This window comes from Bhargavaea massiliensis (genome assembly GCF_050480245.1).
Lineage (GTDB): Bacteria > Bacillota > Bacilli > Bacillales > Anoxybacillaceae > Anoxybacillus.
Map to the genome: position 1 here is coordinate 182,214 of NZ_JBCNEQ010000019.1, position 18,626 is coordinate 200,839.

18 protein-coding genes are annotated in these 18,626 nt (G+C 42.4%); all 18 read left to right on the forward strand.

The window, feature by feature from the left end; translation table 11 throughout:
• Positions 1 to 50 precede the first annotated feature (50 nt).
• Positions 51 to 977 carry a polysaccharide deacetylase family protein gene (locus tag ABEV15_RS05640; RefSeq protein WP_498852613.1) on the forward strand — a complete coding sequence of 309 codons (927 nt, stop codon included), beginning with the start codon at positions 51 to 53 and terminating at the stop codon, positions 975 to 977.
• Positions 970 to 2,211, forward strand: a complete 1,242-nt coding sequence (locus ABEV15_RS05645) for a M16 family metallopeptidase (protein WP_498852602.1) — start codon at positions 970 to 972, stop codon at positions 2,209 to 2,211. The genes ABEV15_RS05640 and ABEV15_RS05645 overlap by 8 nt, the downstream gene beginning before the upstream one ends.
• Positions 2,212 to 2,268: 57 nt before the next feature.
• Positions 2,269 to 2,505, forward strand: coding sequence for a YlmC/YmxH family sporulation protein (locus ABEV15_RS05650; RefSeq protein ID WP_429631889.1), 237 nt, complete (start codon positions 2,269 to 2,271; stop codon positions 2,503 to 2,505).
• A 114-nt stretch (positions 2,506 to 2,619) separates the two neighbouring features.
• The gene (gene dpaA / locus ABEV15_RS05655) at positions 2,620 to 3,522 is read left to right on the forward strand and encodes a dipicolinic acid synthetase subunit A (RefSeq protein WP_429631891.1); all 903 of its coding nucleotides are present in this window, start codon (positions 2,620 to 2,622) and stop codon (positions 3,520 to 3,522) included.
• Complete coding sequence (gene dpaB, locus ABEV15_RS05660) at positions 3,519 to 4,112, forward strand: dipicolinate synthase subunit B (protein WP_429631893.1); 594 nt, start codon at positions 3,519 to 3,521, stop codon at positions 4,110 to 4,112. The genes dpaA and dpaB overlap by 4 nt, the downstream gene beginning before the upstream one ends.
• A 104-nt stretch (positions 4,113 to 4,216) precedes the next feature.
• Positions 4,217 to 5,266, forward strand: coding sequence for an aspartate-semialdehyde dehydrogenase (gene asd / locus ABEV15_RS05665; RefSeq protein WP_498852603.1), 1,050 nt, complete (start codon positions 4,217 to 4,219; stop codon positions 5,264 to 5,266).
• Positions 5,267 to 5,288: 22 nt separating this feature from the next.
• Entirely contained in the window at positions 5,289 to 6,518 is a 1,230-nt protein-coding gene (gene dapG / locus ABEV15_RS05670; RefSeq protein ID WP_498852604.1) for an aspartate kinase, read from the forward strand.
• Between the two features lie 12 nt (positions 6,519 to 6,530).
• The gene (dapA, locus tag ABEV15_RS05675; RefSeq protein WP_429631899.1) at positions 6,531 to 7,400 is read left to right on the forward strand and encodes a 4-hydroxy-tetrahydrodipicolinate synthase; all 870 of its coding nucleotides are present in this window, start codon (positions 6,531 to 6,533) and stop codon (positions 7,398 to 7,400) included.
• Between the two features lie 109 nt (positions 7,401 to 7,509).
• Positions 7,510 to 9,171: a ribonuclease J gene (locus tag ABEV15_RS05680; RefSeq protein ID WP_429635507.1), complete on the forward strand. Its 1,662-nt coding sequence runs from the start codon at positions 7,510 to 7,512 to the stop codon at positions 9,169 to 9,171.
• Positions 9,172 to 9,281: 110 nt separating this feature from the next.
• Positions 9,282 to 9,995 (forward strand): ClpP family protease, encoded by a 714-nt coding sequence (locus ABEV15_RS05685; RefSeq protein ID WP_429631903.1) that lies wholly within the window; start codon positions 9,282 to 9,284, stop codon positions 9,993 to 9,995.
• Positions 9,992 to 10,216 carry a YlzJ-like family protein gene (locus tag ABEV15_RS05690; protein WP_429631905.1) on the forward strand — a complete coding sequence of 75 codons (225 nt, stop codon included), beginning with the start codon at positions 9,992 to 9,994 and terminating at the stop codon, positions 10,214 to 10,216. Before ABEV15_RS05685 ends, ABEV15_RS05690 begins: the two co-directional genes overlap by 4 nt.
• Before the next feature lie 65 nt (positions 10,217 to 10,281).
• The gene (locus ABEV15_RS05695; protein ID WP_498852605.1) at positions 10,282 to 12,522 is read left to right on the forward strand and encodes a DNA translocase FtsK; all 2,241 of its coding nucleotides are present in this window, start codon (positions 10,282 to 10,284) and stop codon (positions 12,520 to 12,522) included.
• Between the two features lie 201 nt (positions 12,523 to 12,723).
• Positions 12,724 to 13,449, forward strand: a complete 726-nt coding sequence (locus ABEV15_RS05700; protein ID WP_498852606.1) for a GntR family transcriptional regulator — start codon at positions 12,724 to 12,726, stop codon at positions 13,447 to 13,449.
• Positions 13,450 to 13,561: 112 nt separating this feature from the next.
• Positions 13,562 to 14,620, forward strand: a complete 1,059-nt coding sequence (locus ABEV15_RS05705; RefSeq protein WP_498852607.1) for a BMP family lipoprotein — start codon at positions 13,562 to 13,564, stop codon at positions 14,618 to 14,620.
• A 120-nt stretch (positions 14,621 to 14,740) separates the two neighbouring features.
• Entirely contained in the window at positions 14,741 to 16,270 is a 1,530-nt protein-coding gene (locus tag ABEV15_RS05710; protein ID WP_498852608.1) for an ABC transporter ATP-binding protein, read from the forward strand.
• Positions 16,267 to 17,313, forward strand: coding sequence for an ABC transporter permease (locus ABEV15_RS05715; protein ID WP_429631915.1), 1,047 nt, complete (start codon positions 16,267 to 16,269; stop codon positions 17,311 to 17,313). Before ABEV15_RS05710 ends, ABEV15_RS05715 begins: the two co-directional genes overlap by 4 nt.
• Positions 17,314 to 18,267, forward strand: coding sequence for an ABC transporter permease (locus ABEV15_RS05720; RefSeq protein WP_429631917.1), 954 nt, complete (start codon positions 17,314 to 17,316; stop codon positions 18,265 to 18,267). It abuts the gene before it with no gap.
• 213 nt (positions 18,268 to 18,480) lie between these two features.
• Positions 18,481 to 18,626 (forward strand): malate:quinone oxidoreductase (locus ABEV15_RS05725; RefSeq protein ID WP_498852614.1); only part of this gene is annotated, 146 nt, incomplete at its 3' end.

The following is an 18,626-nucleotide window of genomic DNA, read 5'->3' on the forward strand; positions in this document are numbered from 1 at the left end:
GGAGGGGATGAAGCGTGCGGCGAGCGTTTTTCTTAACGATGATCATATGTATGGCAGCTATGATTGTACAAAACCCATGGACGACAACGTACATCCATGAGTTACGGCATGTGACGGTGGCAAAACAAAGCGATCCGCTATACATTCAAATTACGGAGCGAGCAGAGCAGTATAATATTCCTGCGCAAAATGCGAAGGTAGATGCTGTATGGAAAGCCATTCCTGGATATAATGGGCTAGTCGTAGATGTTGAGGCATCATATAAGCGAATGAAGCGAAATGGGATATTTTCTGAACAACAGCTTGTATATAAACAAGTATCGCCGTCTATTCACTTATCTGATTTGCCCCCATCGCCCATCTACCGAGGGCATCCCGATAAACCGATGGTCTCGTTTTTAATTAATGTTGCATGGGGAAGCGAACATATCCCAAGTATGTTACATATTCTTGAAAAATACAACGTACGTGCAACGTTTTTTTTAGAAGGGCGTTGGGTAAAAGAAAATCCACAACTAGCGAAAATGATTGCAGATGCCGGGCATGAAATTGGCAATCATTCATACAATCATCCAGATATGAAAACGATGAGTAAACAAGCCATTCGGGAACAAATTGTCAAAACAAATGATGCAATTGAGGCGGCAACAGGAATAAAACCTCGTCTATTTGCTCCGCCAAGCGGCAGTTATCGTGATGATGTCGTATACATTGCCCATGAGCTTGGGATGTACACGATTTTATGGACGGTCGATACAATTGATTGGCAAAAACCATCACCTTCTGTTATAGTGGAACGAGTAACATCAAAAGTGCACAACGGAGCGATGATTTTAATGCATCCGACCGTATCAACGGTAAAGGCGTTAGAGCCGTTAATTCAATCATTACAAAAACAAGAATACGCAATTGACAATGTGTCCACATTATTAAGTGAGGAAAGAATTGTAAAAAGTAGGAGGAAGGGACTTGATTAAAACATATACGTGTCAAAACGGGGTAAGAGTTGTACTCGAACACATTCCAACGGTTCGATCCGTGGCGATCGGCATTTGGATTGGCACCGGATCACGCAATGAAAATGAACAAAACAACGGTATTTCACACTTTCTTGAACATATGTTTTTTAAAGGAACGAAAACGCGCACAGCGCGCGATATTGCGGAATCGTTCGATCGCATTGGCGGTCAAGTCAATGCGTTTACGTCGAAAGAATATACGTGCTATTACGCAAAAGTATTAGATACGCATGCATCATTTGCTTTAGATATACTAGCCGACATGTTTTTCCACTCTACGTTTGTTGATGAAGAGCTACAAAAAGAGAAAAACGTTGTATTTGAAGAAATTAAAATGTATGAAGATACGCCAGATGATCTCGTTCATGACTTACTTAGCAAAGCAAGTTACGGCAATCATCCGCTCGGCTACCCGATTTTAGGAACGGAACAAACATTGGCGACATTTACAGGCGATACGTTGCGGCAATACATGTACGAAACGTATACTCCAGATCGGGTCGTCATTTCGATCGCAGGGAATGTCGATGAATCGTTTATTCAACAAGTAGAAGCTTACTTTGGTTCGTTTACGAGACAAAAAGGAAACGATACGCATATGACGCCAACATTTTATCCAAATAAAATGGCGCGTAAAAAAGATACAGAACAAGCGCACGTATGTATCGGATTTAACGGACTACCGATTGGTCATGAAGATATTTATAGCTTAATTATTTTAAACAACATTTTAGGGGGAAGCATGAGCAGCCGCCTTTTCCAAGAAGTGCGTGAGCAACGTGGGTTAGCTTATTCCATTTTCTCTTATCATTCCGCATATCGTGACGGGGGAATGGTAGCGATTTACGGAGGCACAGGTAGCCAGCAGCTTGATCTTTTATTCGAGACGATTCAACAAACGATTGAACAATTAAAACAAGATGGAATTACTGAAAAAGAACTAGAAAATAGCAAAGAACAAATGAAAGGAAATTTAATGTTAAGTTTAGAAAGTACAAACAGTCGAATGAGTCGCAACGGAAAAAATGAGTTGTTGCTTGGTCGCCATCGTTCGCTCGATGAAATGATTGAAAGCATTGATCGCGTGACGAAGGAAAGCGTTGACCGCATGGCGCAAACGATTTTTACAGATGACTTCTCTGTTGCGCTAATCAGCCCGGAAGGAAAGTTGCCAAAAAGCCTGCAACAATGAACTTGCAGGCATTTTTTTATGCCTTTTTTCTACAATGATAAAGAAAGGGGGAATCATATGCGATTAAGTGAGTTGAGCGGGAAAGAAATTGTCGATATGAAACGAGCAGAGCGGCTCGGTATTTTAGGACAGACTGATTTAGAAATTAATGAACGAACAGGTCAAATTCAAGCACTCTTAATTCCAACAACAAAATGGTTTGGCTTTCGGAAAGATGGAACAGATATACGCGTACCATGGAGCCATGTAAAAAAGATCGGATCAGATATGATTTTAATTGATGTCGACGACTAGACACCTCAAGGGGTGTCTTTTTTCATTTTCCGCTCACCGTTTGATGACTGACATCATAAGATGTGAAAGTAACGATAGGCAAAAAACTAGTTGTATAAGAAGGTGAATGAACTCATGCTGACAGGAATGCATGTTGCGATCATCGGTGGGGACGCTCGGCAGCTTGAAGTCATTCGGAAATTGATGGAACTTGACACAAAATTGTCACTTGTTGGCTTCGATCAATTAGACCATGGCTTTGCTGGGGTAACAAAAATGAAAATTCATGAAGTTGATTTTCATGATGTAGACGCCATTATTTTACCCGTTCACGGAACGAATATGGATGGCGAAATTCAAACGGTATTTTCAAATGAAAAAATGACGTTTACAGAAGAACTGCTTCGCCAAACACCGACGCATTGTACCGTTTATTCGGGAATTACAAATGATTATTTAGACCATGTCGTCAAGGCGGTCGGACGGAAACATGTTCAACTTTTCGAACGGGACGATGTCGCCATCTATAACTCTATTCCAACGGCAGAAGGAACGGTGATGATGGTCATTCAACATACAGATGTGACGATCCATGGGTCGCGCATTGCTGTTTTAGGGTTAGGGCGTGTAGGCATGACAGTTGCACGGACGTTTGCCGCCTTAGGTGCGCGAGTAAAGGTAGGTGCTCGCCGTTCTGAACATTTGGCACGCATTGCGGAGATGTCGCTAGAGCCGTTTCATTTAAACGATTTAGAACAGCACGTAAAAGATATTGACGTTTGCATTAATACCATTCCACATATGGTTGTTACCGCAAGCGTCATCGCGAAAATGCCCGCCCATACGCTCATTATCGATTTAGCGTCAAAACCGGGCGGAACGGACTTTCGCTATGCTGAAAAGCGCGGCATTCAAGCGCTATTAGCTCCAGGACTTCCTGGTATTGTCGCCCCGAAAACAGCGGGGCAAATTGTAGCGAACGTATTAGCGCAACTTCTTTCTGCAGATTTGAAAAAACGAAAGGAGAATAAAAAATGAACGTACAAGGAAAGCGCATTGGCTTCGGTTTAACAGGCTCACATTGCACGTATGATGCGGTGATGCCAGAAATTGAAAAATTAATAACGAAAGGGGCGGATGTCATACCGATCGTTTCGTATACGGTACAATCGACAAATACGCGATTTGGCAAAGGGGAAGAATGGGTAAAAAAGCTTGAAGAGATGACAGGGCATCAAGTCATTGATACAATTGTAAAGGCTGAGCCATTAGGACCGAAATTGCCGCTCGATTGCATGGTCATTGCACCGTTGACAGGAAATTCGATGAGCAAGTTAGCAAGCGCGATGACAGATTCTCCTGTATTAATGGCTGCCAAAGCAACGATGCGCAATCATCGTCCGGTCGTTGTCGGCATTTCAACAAACGATGCGCTCGGATTAAATGGCGTGAATTTAATGAGATTAATGGCAGCAAAAAATATTTATTTTATTCCATTTGGGCAAGACGATCCGTTTAAAAAGCCAAATTCGATGGTGGCTCATATGCCTTTATTGCTTGATACGGTAGAAGCAGCGCTAGAAGGTCGGCAAATTCAGCCGGTCATCCTTGAATATCGTCGCTCATAAATAAACAGTTGCAAGAAAATTTATAAAAATGTCTCTCCTTTATGAATGAATGTGCTAAAATAAATGATATTAAAATTGTCTATGAGTTGGAAGGAGAAGAAGAGATGGAGCAAAAAGGATTACATGTCGCCGTCGTTGGAGCGACTGGAGCTGTCGGACAGCAAATGATTCAAACGTTAGAAAAAAGAAATTTCCCAATCGCCAAATTATCTTTGCTTTCGTCGGAGCGTTCAGCTGGAAAAAAAGTCTTGTTTAAAGGCGAAGAAATTGAAGTGCAAGCAGCAAAGCCAGAAAGCTTTGAAGGAGTGCATATCGCGCTATTTAGTGCAGGAGGAGCGGTGTCAAAGCAACTTGCTCCTGAAGCGGTGAAACGTGGGGCAATTGTTGTTGATAATACGAGCGCATTTCGTATGGATGAAAACGTACCGCTTGTCGTTCCTGAAGTGAATGAAGCAGATTTACATTGGCATAATGGAATTATTGCTAATCCAAACTGCTCAACGATTCAAATGGTCGTTGCACTTGAACCGATTCGTCAAGCGTTCGGACTAAAGCGCATCATCGTCTCAACATATCAAGCAGTGTCAGGAGCGGGAGCGCAAGCAGTTGAAGAGTTAAAAACGCAAACGGCGCAAATGTTAAACGGCGAAGAAGTGACGCCGGAAATTTTACCGGTAAAATCGGATCGTAAACATTATCCGATCGCGTTTAACGCCATTCCACAAATTGATAAATTTCAAGATAACGGGTTTACATTTGAAGAAATGAAAATGATTAACGAAACGAAAAAAATTATGCATATGCCTGAGTTGGAAGTAGCGGCAACATGCGTGCGCATTCCGGTCATGACAGGGCATTCCGAATCTGTATATATTGAAATTGAGCAAGAAGGCGTAACGGCCGAGCAGTTGAAGTCGTTACTAAAAGAAGCGCCTGGTGTCGTGTTGCAAGACGATCCGAGCGAACAGCTATATCCGATGCCGTTGTTTGCAACAGGGCAAAATGACGTATTCGTCGGTCGCATTCGCAAAGATTTACATCGTGATACAGGGTTCCATTTATGGATCGTTTCTGATAACTTGTTAAAGGGAGCGGCGTGGAACTCTGTTCAAATCGCTGAAAGTCTTTTAAAATTAGGGCTTGTAAAAGCGTAAAATCAGCATCGAGGTGTTGACGTTGAAAATTATCGTTCAAAAGTTTGGTGGCACGTCTGTTCGTGATGAACACGGCCGGAATTTAGCGCGCAAACATATTGAAAAAGCGTTGCAAGACGGTTATAAAGTCGTTGTCGTCGTTTCTGCGATGGGGAGAAAAGGGGATCCGTATGCAACAGATACGTTGCTCAGCCTCATTGATGGAGCGAATGCACATGTGACAAACCGCGAAAAAGATTTATTGATGGCATGCGGTGAAATTATTTCAAGCGTCGTTTTTACAAACATGTTAAACAAACATGGGATCAAAGCGACAGCCTTTACAGGAGCGCAAGCTGGTTTTCGCACAAACAACGACCATACGAATGCAAAAATTATTGATATGCGTTGTGAACGGTTGTTGCGTGCGCTAAAAGAGCATGATGTTGTCGTTGTCGCTGGTTTTCAAGGTGTTGCCGAAAACGGAGATGTGACAACGATTGGACGGGGAGGAAGCGATACGTCGGCAGCTGCCCTTGGTGCCGCCATTGGCGCGGAATGGATTGACATTTTTACCGATGTCGAAGGCGTGATGACAGCGGACCCGCGCATCGTAGAAAATGCGCGTCCGCTTGATGTTGTGACATATACAGAAATTTGCAACATGGCGTATCAAGGAGCAAAAGTCATTCACCCACGTGCAGTTGAAATCGCGATGCAAGCGAAAGTGCCGCTTCGCATTCGTTCGACGTATTCTGATGCGCCAGGAACGCTCGTCACATCGATTGCGAAAAAAGGAAGCGATGTGAAAGAGCGGCTAGTGACAGGAATTGCCCACGTTTCAAACATTACGCAAATTAAGGTGCCAGCAAAAGAGGGACATTACGATTTACAAGCTGAAGTATTTAAAGCAATGGCAAATGAAGGAATTAGTGTAGACTTTATTAACATTTCACCAAATGGCGTTGTATATACGGTATCAAGCGACGTCGCAGATCGAGCAATCGCCACGTTGCAAAAGCTTGGCTATGAACCGACAGTCACTCGTGGATGTGCAAAAGTATCGACTGTCGGTGCGGGAATTGCTGGTGTTCCAGGTGTGACAGCGAAAATTGTCACCGCATTATCCGAACGCGGCATTCAAATTTTACAGTCTGCCGATAGCCATACGACCATTTGGGTGCTCGTCAAAGAAGAACATTTAAAAGAAGCAGTGAATGCGCTTCATGATGCGTTTCAGCTTGCGGAACAGGAACAATATGATTTTAGTTAGGAGTGAAACATTGTGGTTCAATTTGGTCAAATTGCCACAGCGATGGTTACCCCATTTGACAGTAAAGGGAACATCGATTTTGCGAAAACGACACAATTAGTCAATTATTTAATTGAAAACGGCACCGATTCGCTTGTTGTCGCTGGAACGACAGGAGAATCGCCAACGTTAACGACCGAGGAAAAGTTGGCGCTGTTTCGCCACGTTGTCGAAGTTGTTAACGGGCGCGTACCGGTCATTGCAGGAACGGGAAGCAACAATACGCGCGCATCGATTGAACTGACAAAAAAAGCAGAAGAAATCGGTGTCGATGCGGTCATGATCGTTGCTCCTTATTACAATAAACCGAATCAAGAAGGCATTTATCAACATTACAAAGCGATTGCAGAGAGCACGTCTTTGCCGGTCATGGTATACAACATTCCGGGACGGTCGGTTGTCAATATTTCTGTTGAAACGATCGTCCGTCTTTCCGAAATTCCAAACATTGTAGCCGTCAAAGATGCCAGCGGCAATTTAGATGCGATGACGGAAATCATTGCAAAAACGCGCGATGATTTTATGTTGTATAGCGGAGATGATGGATTGACGCTTCCTGTGTTAGCGATTGGCGGAAAGGGTGTTGTTTCTGTTGCTTCGCACATTATTGGAAATGAAATGAAAGAAATGATAGAAGCATTCACGCGTGGAGACAATAAAAAAGCGGCAGCGATGCATCAACAGTTATTGCCGATCATGAAAGCATTATTTGCTGCGCCAAGCCCTGTGCCGGTCAAAACCGCTTTACAACTGAAAGGGTTAGATGTCGGGTCTGTTCGACTTCCACTTGTGCCGCTTACTGAATCAGAACGTTTGCAGCTGATGAATGTTTTACAAGGTTAAAAGAAAGAAAGGGAATTCATCCCTTTCTTTTTTATTGTCGAATCAGTTATAATGGATGTAAGTGACTTTGAGCGGGTGAGTTTGGCTGATTGTAGGAGGATTTTACGATATGAAACAAGCAGAGAAAATTCGTGTATTTGCCCTCGGCGGCGTTGGAGAGGTAGGAAAAAATATGTATGTCGTCGAGGTGGACGAAGACATTTTCGTCCTTGATGCAGGACTTATGTTTCCAGAGGACGAGATGTTCGGTATTGATATGGTCATTCCTGATATTTCTTATTTAGTTGAGCAACAGACGCGCATTCGTGGTATTTTTTTAACACACGGTCATGACGATCATATTGGAGCGATCGCGTATGTGTTAAGAAAAATGACTGTACCTGTGTATGGGGCGAAATTAACGCTTGCGTTGATGGAAGAAAAGTTAAAAGAACAAGGAATTACAACGAAAGCAAAACGTATCGAAATAAACGCGGATAGTGAAATTGTATTTGACAAAGCTGTCGTATCGTTTTTCCAAACAAATCACAGCATTCCGGATTGCCTCGGGGTAAGCATTCAAACATCGCAAGGAGCCATTGTATATACGAGCGATTTTAAATTTGATCAAACGCCTGTTGGCATATGCCGTACCGATTTTGGTAAAATGGCACAAATTGGGGCGAAAGGTGTGCTCTGCTTATTATCCGATAGCACGAATGCGGAAAAGCCGGGATATACCGGATCAGAAGCTGTCGTTGGTCAAGAAATTTCCGATGTCATTTGCAACGCGCGCGGACGCATTATTGTTGCTTGCTTTGCATCAAACATTACACGCATTCAACAAGTGTTAAATGCTGCACGCGATCATAGAAGGAAAGTCGTCATTATGAGCCGTCACATGCATAAAGTGATTGATATTGCGGTGCGCCTCGGATATTTAAAACTTGATGAAAATATGATCATTCCGATGAGCGAAGTGGATCGCTACAATGATCGCGATTTAGTCATTTTAACGACAGGCAATCAAGGAGAGCCGATGGCAGCACTCGCTCGCATGGCGAAACAAGCGCATAAATATATCAATATTAAAGAAGGGGATACGGTCATCGTTGCTTCTTCTCCAATGCCAGGTCATGAGTTGTTTATCGCTCGAACGATTGATGCGTTATATCGCGCAGGAGCAAACGTCGTGTACGGTCAACGTCAAGTTCATGTGTCTGGACACGGTTACCAAGAAGAATTAAAGCTCATGTTAAATTTCATGAAGCCGAAATATTTCATCCCTGTACATGGAGAATTTCGGATGCAGAAGGCGCACGGCAGAATTGCTCAAGCTGTCGGCATCCGTCAAGATGCAATCTTTTTAATTGAAAAGGGAGAAGTGATCGAGTTCTGTAACGGCCACGCCCGTTTTGGCGGAAAAGTGCCAAGCGGTCAAATTTTAATTGACGGATTAGGCGTTGGTGATGTAGGCAATATTGTATTGCGCGATCGTCGTTTACTTTCACAAGATGGAATTATGATCGTTGTTGTGACGTTAAGTAAACAAGATAAGCGCATTGTTGCTGGTCCGGAAATGATTTCACGCGGCTTCGTATATGTGCGCGAATCCGAAACGCTGTTTGGAGAATCGGTAAAAATTGTGAAAGAAATTGTAGAAAAAAGTATGGAAGATTATGTAATCGAGTGGTCTTCATTAAAAACAAATATTCGAGATGCATTAAGCCAATATTTATTTGAAAAAACGAAACGAAAACCAATGATTTTACCAATTATTATGGAAGTATAAAACAACATGCTCAAAGTCAAGGAAACACCTGCAATGCGCAGGTGTTTTTTGTATGAACATGTCGATGTTCACGTATACTAACGACATCACGCAACAGAAAGGGGATTGTTATGGAAGAACGAGATGTATCTCAAGAGGAAACGAAGCCGTCTTCGGTAGAAAATATTGTGCAGCTCGGTCAAACGAACGTTCCGCAGCTTTCTTCTGATTCAACGATTCATTGTTTAACGATTGTCGGGCAAATTGAAGGGCACATTCAATTACCGCCACAAAATAAAGCGACAAAGTATGAACATATTATTCCGCAAATTGTGGCGATTGAGCAAAATCCAAATATTGAAGGATTGCTTGTCGTATTAAATACCGTTGGTGGCGATGTCGAAGCCGGGTTAGCTATTGCAGAAATGTTAGCATCGATGTCCAAACCGACTGTTTCGATTGTGCTCGGCGGAGGTCATTCGATCGGCGTGCCGATTGCCGTATCGTGCGACTATTCATTTATTGCGGAAACCGCAACGATGACGATTCATCCGATTCGTCTCACCGGCCTTGTTATCGGTGTGCCACAAACGTTTGAGTACTTAGACAAAATGCAAGAGCGCGTCGTCAATTTTGTTGTGAAACATTCCAACATTAGTGAAGAAAAATTTAAGGAACTGATGTTTTCACAGGGAAATTTAACGCGTGATATCGGAACGAATGTCGTTGGGACAGATGCCGTCAAGTACGGTTTAATTGATGAAGTCGGAGGCCTTTCACAAGCGATGCGCAAATTGCGCGAATTAATTGATCATTCCAATCAACAAGGAGCGATGCTACAATGATTTTACACACGATCGTTCCTGAATTTATCATTTTTCAAACAAATGAAGCGGACTATAAAAAACAACGAACCGCTCATTATAACGGCGTCCCTTTACTTGTACAACAAACGGAAACAAATGAATATGAAATTGTACGCGTATTAAGTAGCGATCCGCAACATTATTTGATGTACGAACCGGGCACAAAACTTTATGCGACATCACTACAATTTATGGTATAATTAAGAACAAGCAGCCACGCTCTTCTGTTGGCTGCTTTTTCATCTTACATGTTGGAGTGGGCGAAATGGGAAAGAAAAATAAGCGTCGCACAAACAAACAAAATCAATGGAAAACGACATTGCGCTTTGAATTAATCGGTTTAACGATGTTAGCATGTACGGTCATTGCGATGGCCAACGTTGGCGCTGTTGGCCGTTCGCTCGTTTTTGTTGCTCGCTTTTTTATGGGGGAATGGTATATCGTGGCGCTATTAGGGGCGCTCGTGACATCGCTATATGTCATTTGGAATCGAGCGTGGCCACTGTTTTTTCAACGCGTTTTGATCGGATTGTATTTAATTGTTCTTTCACTATTGTTATTTAGCCATGAAACGTTATTTCACATTTTATCACGAAATGGAAAATTGGTGAATCCAAGCATTATTCGGACGACATGGGATTTATTTTGGGTAGATGTGCGCGGGGAAAACGCTTCTTTTTCTGATTTAGGCGGAGGAATGCTCGGGGCATTATTGTATACGATCAGCTATTATTTATTTGATCAGCTTGGGACAAAATGGATCGCTTCGCTGTTGCTCATTATCGGTGTGCTGCTTGTTACAGGAAAGACGTTGCGAGATACGGTCGGGAAGGGAATGGAATGGTTCATTTCGTTCGTTCAAACGCAAGCGAAAGCGGTCATTTTAGATATTCGTTCGTTTTTGAAGCGGCCGAAGAAAGAAAAGCAACAACCATCGCATATTGAAGTTGTGACTGCACTAGAAGAACAAGAGGAAAAAGAGGAAGAAACGGAAGACATTATTGTCGAAGGACCGTTCATTTCCAATTTCAATGAAGCGGCGGAAGAAGAAAAAGCGATGTCATTTACGTCAACACATGCAACCGATTATGCGTTGCCGCCGATTGATTTACTTTCTCCGCCGAAAGCAGTCGACCAATCACGTGAAAAAGAAAGCATTTATGAAAATGCTCGCAAGCTTGAAAAAACGTTTCAAAGCTTCGGCGTAAAGGCGAAAGTAACAAAAGTGCATATCGGTCCAGCTGTCACGCGATATGAAGTATATCCGGACGTCGGTGTGAAAGTAAGTAAAATTGTTAGTTTAAGCGACGACTTAGCGCTCGCTCTAGCGGCAAAGGACATTCGAATTGAGGCGCCGATTCCGGGGAAATCAGCGATCGGCATTGAAGTGCCGAATGAAGAAATTGCGATGGTTTCGTTACGCGAAGTATTAGAGGCGAAAGAAGCAGATAAGCCAGAGGCGAAATTGTTAATCGGGCTCGGACGTGACATATCGGGACAAGCGGTACTTGCTGAGCTCAATAAAATGCCTCATTTACTTGTTGCTGGTGCGACAGGAAGCGGAAAAAGTGTATGTATTAACGCCATTATTGTCAGCTTGCTGATGCGCACGAAGCCGCATGAAGTCAAAATGATGATGATTGATCCGAAAATGGTCGAGTTAAGTGTATATAACGGCATTCCGCACTTGCTTTCTCCGGTAGTGACGGATCCGAAAAAAGCGTCCCAAGCATTAAAAAAAGTAGTGAGCGAAATGGAGCGGAGATACGAGTTATTTTCACATACAGGAACGCGCAATATTGAAGGGTATAACGAATATATTGAGCGTCATAATGAAACAGCGGAAACGAAGCAACCTCTTTTGCCGTACATTGTTGTCATTGTTGATGAGCTCGCTGATTTAATGATGGTTGCTTCTAGCGATGTGGAAGATTCGATTACACGTCTTGCACAAATGGCGCGAGCAGCAGGCATTCATTTAATTATCGCAACGCAACGTCCATCAGTCGATGTCATTACCGGCGTCATTAAAGCGAACATCCCATCGCGTATCGCATTTAGCGTATCGTCACAAACGGACTCGCGGACAATTTTAGATATGGGCGGAGCCGAAAAATTGCTCGGACGCGGAGATATGCTCTTTTTACCTGTTGGTGCAGCCAAGCCTGTTCGCGTGCAAGGAGCGTTTGTGTCCGATCAAGAGGTGGAGACGGTCGTACAATACGTCATTTCGCAACAGCAAGCACAATATGAAGAAACGATGATTGCCCAAGATGATGAACCGAAAGAAGCGTTTGATGATGAACTATTTGATGAAGCTGTCCAGTTGGTCATCGACATGCAAAGTGCATCCGTTTCTATGTTGCAACGGCGTTTTCGCATCGGCTATAACCGTGCTGCACGTTTAATTGATGCGATGGAAGCGCGCGGCATTGTCGGCCCGTATGAAGGAAGTAAACCGCGTGCTGTGCTTGTATCATCAAATGATCAAGCAAAAACATCATAAAAGAGGCTAAAAAACAAGCCTCTTTTTTGTATAAATGGGGAATAATAATGACATATTATTACAATCGCTTGCATAAATTTCAAACGACTTTTTTCGACATTTTTTTTATTCACTATTTATTTATAGATGAAAAAATGTTATATTACTAATAAGAAATTCGTCTAACATCAGATGTCTGATATCTAAGGTGGGGGATGGTGAATGTCTGTTAAAACGGATCATCGACACTTATATTTACAAGTGATTGATCGAATTAAAAAAGATATTGAGCAAGGGGTATATAAAGAGAAAGAAAAACTTCCTTCTGAATTTGAATTGGCGAAACAATTAGGAGTGAGTCGTGCGACATTGCGTGAAGCACTACGGGTGTTAGAAGAAGAAAACGTCATCATCCGCCGCCACGGTGTTGGGACGTTTGTTAGCGCCCGTCCAATGTTCACCTCTGGTATTGAACAACTAAGTAGCGTGACGGAAATGATTCGTCAAGCTGGTCGCAAACCGGGGACGATCTTTTTATCTTCTTCTATCCAGAAGCCGACTGAAGATGATATAAAGCGCTTTCAATGTAAAAAAGAGGAAGATTTACTTATCGTTGAGCGAGTGCGTACAGCCAATAACGAACCGGTCGTCTACTGCATTGATAAAGTTCCTTGTAAATATTTACCTAAAGGGATTACTTATGAAAATGAGTCGTTATTAGAAATATTACATAATGAAGCGAATCGGTACATTGCTTATGCTGTGACGCATATTGAACCGCTCGGCTATCACGAAAAAGTGTCTCCGATTTTAGAATGCGAGCCAGAAACAGCGCTTTTAGTTTTAAAACAAATGCATTTCGATGAAAATGACGAGCCGATTTTGTACTCAATTGACTACTTTAAATCAGATAAGTTTAGCTTCCACGTGTTGCGAAAACGCGTGTAGCTTCTTATACAGGCGCTTATCCTATTAAGGAGGTGACATTGGAGGGAGTAGGATATGTATAAATTTCGCATTTTCGCTAATTTATATTTTTAACATGAGGGGGTAATCATTAATGAAGAAAAAACGTTTTGGATTGACCATGTCTTTATTACTTACTGCCGGCATGCTTCTTGGTGGCTGCGGACAAGCGAAAGAAGAAGGAAAAGCATCTGACTTTAGCGTAGCGATGGTTACAGACGTTGGTGGAATTGACGATAAGTCGTTCAACCAATCTGCATGGGAAGGATTACAAAAATTCGGTGAAGAAAACGGCTTGAAAAAAGGAAAAGGCGGCTATGACTACTTACAATCACAAAGCGATGCGGACTATGCAACAAACTTAAATAAACTTGTGCGCAACGGCTTTGATCTCATTTACGGTATCGGTTTCTTAATGACAGATGCTATTACAGAAATTGCAGATCAAAAGCCAGATAACAAATTTGCCATCGTTGATAGCGTTGTTGAAAAACCAAACGTGGCAAGCATTACATTTAAAGAGCACGAAGGTTCATTCCTTGTTGGTGTTGTCGCTGGTTTAATGACAAAAACGAACAAAATCGGTTTCGTTGGCGGTATGGAAATTCCGATAATCGAAAAATTCGAAAGTGGTTTTATTGCCGGCGTCAAAGCTGTCAATCCAAAAGCAACAGTTGAAGTGCAATACGCAGGTGCGTTTGACAAAGCCGACAAAGGAAAAGCGATCGCATCAAGCATGTACGCTTCTGGCATCGACATTATTTACCACGCAGCTGGTGCGACAGGAAACGGTGTGTTCTCTGAAGCAATCGACTTGAAAAAACAAGATCCAAACAAAGAAATTTGGGTCATCGGTGTTGACCGCGACCAGTACGAAGAAGGAAAAGTTCCAGGAACAGATAAAAGCGTAACATTAACATCGATGGTAAAACGTGTTGACGTTGCTGTATATGACTTAGCGACAAAAACGAAAAACGGTAACTTCCCTGGCGGTCAAGCAGTGGAGTACGGCTTGAAAGAAGATGGTGTTGGTATTGCACCAACAACGAAAAATAACGTTCCTGAAGATGTGTTGAAAAAAGTTGATGAATGGAAACAAAAAATTATTAACGGCGAAGTAAAAGTACCTCAGACTCGTGAAGAGTTGAAATAAGGACATTGTTGTTCTCCGAAGGACGCGTTTCTTCGGAGAACCACTAAATGAAGGGTTGCAACATATTGCAGCTTTTCATTTAGTGATGTAAACCATGCTCATATAAGGAGTGGATCACGTTTGGAATACGTAATTGAGATGTTAAATATCCGCAAAGTTTTTGGGAATTTTGTGGCAAACGATAACATTACGTTGCAGTTAAAAAAAGGGGAAATTCATGCGCTGTTAGGTGAAAACGGTGCAGGGAAATCCACGTTAATGAACGTGCTATTCGGTTTATATCAGCCGGATGGAGGGGAAATTCGCGTCAAAGGGAAAAAAGTAAACATCGCGAATCCGAACGTCGCAAACGACTTAGGGATCGGGATGGTGCACCAACATTTTATGCTCATTGATACGTTTACGGTAACAGAAAACATTATTTTAGGAAGCGAACCAACAAAAGGTGGACAAATTGATATTGAACGAGCAGAAAAAGAAGTGCGTGAGCTGTCTGAACGTTACGGCTTAGCCGTTGATCCGAAAGCGAAAATTGCGGGCATTTCTGTCGGCATGCAACAGCGTGTAGAAATTTTAAAGACGTTATATCGCGGGGCAGATATTTTAATTTTTGACGAGCCGACAGCTGTATTAACACCGCAAGAAATTCAAGAGCTTATCCAAATTATGAAATCGCTTGTACGTGAAGGAAAATCAATCATTTTAATTACGCATAAATTAAAAGAAATTATGGAAGTGTGTGATCGCGTTACTGTCATTCGACGCGGAAAAGGAATTGGCACATTAAACGTATCGGAAACAAATCCGAACGAACTTGCTGCGTTAATGGTCGGTCGTGAAGTGCATTTCAAAACAGAAAAACAGCCTCCGAAAGCGGGCAAACCTGTACTTGAAATTGAAAATTTAGTCGTTAAAGATTCTCGTGGTGTGACTGCTGTCGATCACTTGAATTTAACGGTACACGCAGGAGAAATTGTCGGAATTGCAGGGGTTGACGGAAACGGGCAAACGGAGCTTATCGAAGCGATTACGGGCTTAATCAAATCAGAATCAGGCTCCATTCGTTTAAACGGCAAAGAAATTCGTAATTTAACACCGAGACAAATTACAGAAACGGGTGTAGGACATATTCCACAAGACCGTCATAAACACGGCCTTGTGCTTGACTTCCCAATCGGAGAAAATATGGTGCTTCAAACATATTATAAAGAGCCGTACTCCAAACGCGGCATTTTAAATTTTAAAGCGATTTATGATAAAGCGCGCCAGCTTATTCAAGAATTTGACGTTCGTACGCCAGATGAATATACGAAAGCGCGTGCCTTATCAGGCGGAAACCAACAAAAAGCTATTATCGGTCGTGAAGTCGACCGCGACCCAGATTTACTTATCGCGGCGCAACCGACGCGCGGCTTGGACGTTGGAGCGATTGAATTTATTCATAAACGTTTAATTGAACAACGCGACAAAGGAAAAGCGGTATTGCTCGTCTCATTTGAATTAGATGAAATTATGAACGTCAGCGATCGCATTGCTGTTATTTATGAAGGAAAAATTGTGGCGATTGTCGATCCGAAAGAAACGACAGAGCAAGAGCTTGGTTTATTGATGGCAGGAAGCAAACGGAAGGAAGCAGGTGTATCATCATGAGTGAAAATCGTTTAACGAATATTCTCGTCCCTGTGTTTGCGGCTATTCTCGGAATTATCGCCGGTGCAATTGTAATGATCGTCAGCGGTTACGACCCGATTGCGGGATATTCCGCTTTATTGTACGGTGCTTTTGGGGATCGATACTATATTGGAGAAACGATCCGTCAAGTCACGCCATATATTTTAGCTGGTTTAGCTGTTGCTTTTGCATTTCGAACAGGATTATTTAATATCGGGGTAGAAGGACAACTTATCGTCGGTTGGCTCGTTGCTGTTTGGGTAGGTGTGGCTTTTGAACTTCCAAAAGTGATTCATTTACCGCTTGCGATTCTCGCAGCTGCCGCAGCCGGAGCGCTTTGGGGATTTATTCCCGGCTTTTTAAAGGCGCGTTTCCGCGTTCATGAAGTTATCGTGACGATTATGATGAACTATATTGCGCTATACATATCGAATGAGATTATCCGTTCAGTTTTATCTGATCAAGGATTTAAGTCGGAAAAAATTCATCCGTCAGCATCATTACGTTCGGAGTTTTTACAATCGTTAACAGATTATTCTACGCTCCACTACGGTATTATTATTTCGTTAATTGCGGCTGTCGTTATGTGGTTCTTGCTTGAAAAAACAACGACGGGATATGAATTACGTGCCGTCGGTTTTAACCAACATGCGTCGCATTATGCTGGAATGAACGTCAACCGCAACATTATTTTAGCAATGGTTATTTCTGGCGCATTCGCAGGCATGGCTGGGGCGATGGAAGGATTAGGAACATTTGAAAACGTCTCAGTCAAAGCTGGATTTACCGGGGTCGGATTTGATGGAATTGCGGTCGCCCTTCTTGGTGGAAATAGCGCCTTTGGCATTATTTTAGCAGCCGTTTTATTTGGAGCGTTAAAAGTTGGAGCGCTCGAAATGCCATCAGCAGCTAATGTGCCGACAGAACTTGTTGATATCGTCATTGCGTTAATTATTTTCTTCGTTGCATCAAGCTACTTAATTCGTCTTGTGCTTACGCGCTTCAAAAAGGAGGGAAAATAAATGTTACACATCCTTGAAATTATTATTCCTTCCGCGATTTTCTTTGCGGCACCACTTATTTTTACGGCGCTCGGTGGCGTATTTAGTGAGCGTTCCGGTGTTGTAAATATCGGATTAGAAGGGTTAATGGTTATCGGCGCGTTTACCGGTGTAGTGTTTAACTTAACGTTTGCCGATCAATTTGGACAACTGACACCGTGGCTTGCGATACTTGTTGCGATGATTGTTGCTTCGATTTTCTCGTTGATGCATGCGGTGGCGGCGATTTCCCTTCGCGCTGATCAAGTTGTTAGCGGGGTAGCCATCAACTTTTTAGCATTAGGTTTATCACTGTTTCTTGTGAAAATGTGGTACGGAAAAGGACAAACGGATCAAGTGCAAGTTGGATTTGATAAAATCGACATTCCGATTTTAAGTAAAATTCCAGTTATCGGTCCGATTTTATTCTCAAACGGGTATGTGCCATCTTATTTAGCGATTGTATTAGCGTTTGTTGTATGGTACGTCATTTATAAAACACCGTTTGGTCTTCGTCTTCGTGCTGTTGGGGAACACCCGATGGCAGCGGATACGTTAGGAATTAACGTCGCAAAAATGCGCTATATCGCTGTTATGTTAAGTGGTGCGCTTGCAGGAATTGGTGGTTCTGTTTATGCAACAATCATTTCGCGTGATTTTAGCCATGCAACGATCTCAGGTCAAGGATTTATGGCGCTTGCTGCGATGATTTTCGGAAAATGGCATCCGCTTGGGGCGATGGGTGCGGCACTTTTCTTCGGATTTGCGCAAAGCTTAAGCATCGTCGGACAGGCGATTCCATTTTTGAAAAACGTACCAACCGTTTACTTGCTCATTTTACCGTATGCTTTAACGATTTTAGCGTTAACTGGATTTATCGGACGGGCAGATGCGCCAAAAGCGCTCGGTACGCCGTATGTAAAAGGAAAACGTTAATAGAAAGAGACTTCGGGCTGCCCGGAGTTTCAGACTGTTGACAAAATGGTTGTAAGACAGTTGTTTTACAACCATTTTGTTCCATTTTTATAAATAAAGCTAGCAAAATATCAAATTATTTTGTAAAATCATTAAAAGAAAAATATTGTTTCTTTTTGTTGAACATGTGTGAGTATATTCGTTTTTATTCAATTATATAAACATTTTTGTAATATGTTATTTGAGCATTTAGAACATAAGCATGTGAATTTGTATTATAAACATCATGTTGAAGATATGAAACGAACAAGTGACAACTTATGGGAAGTAAAAGTACGCAATTTAGCGACAGGGGAAGCTGACGTTCACACAGCGAAGTT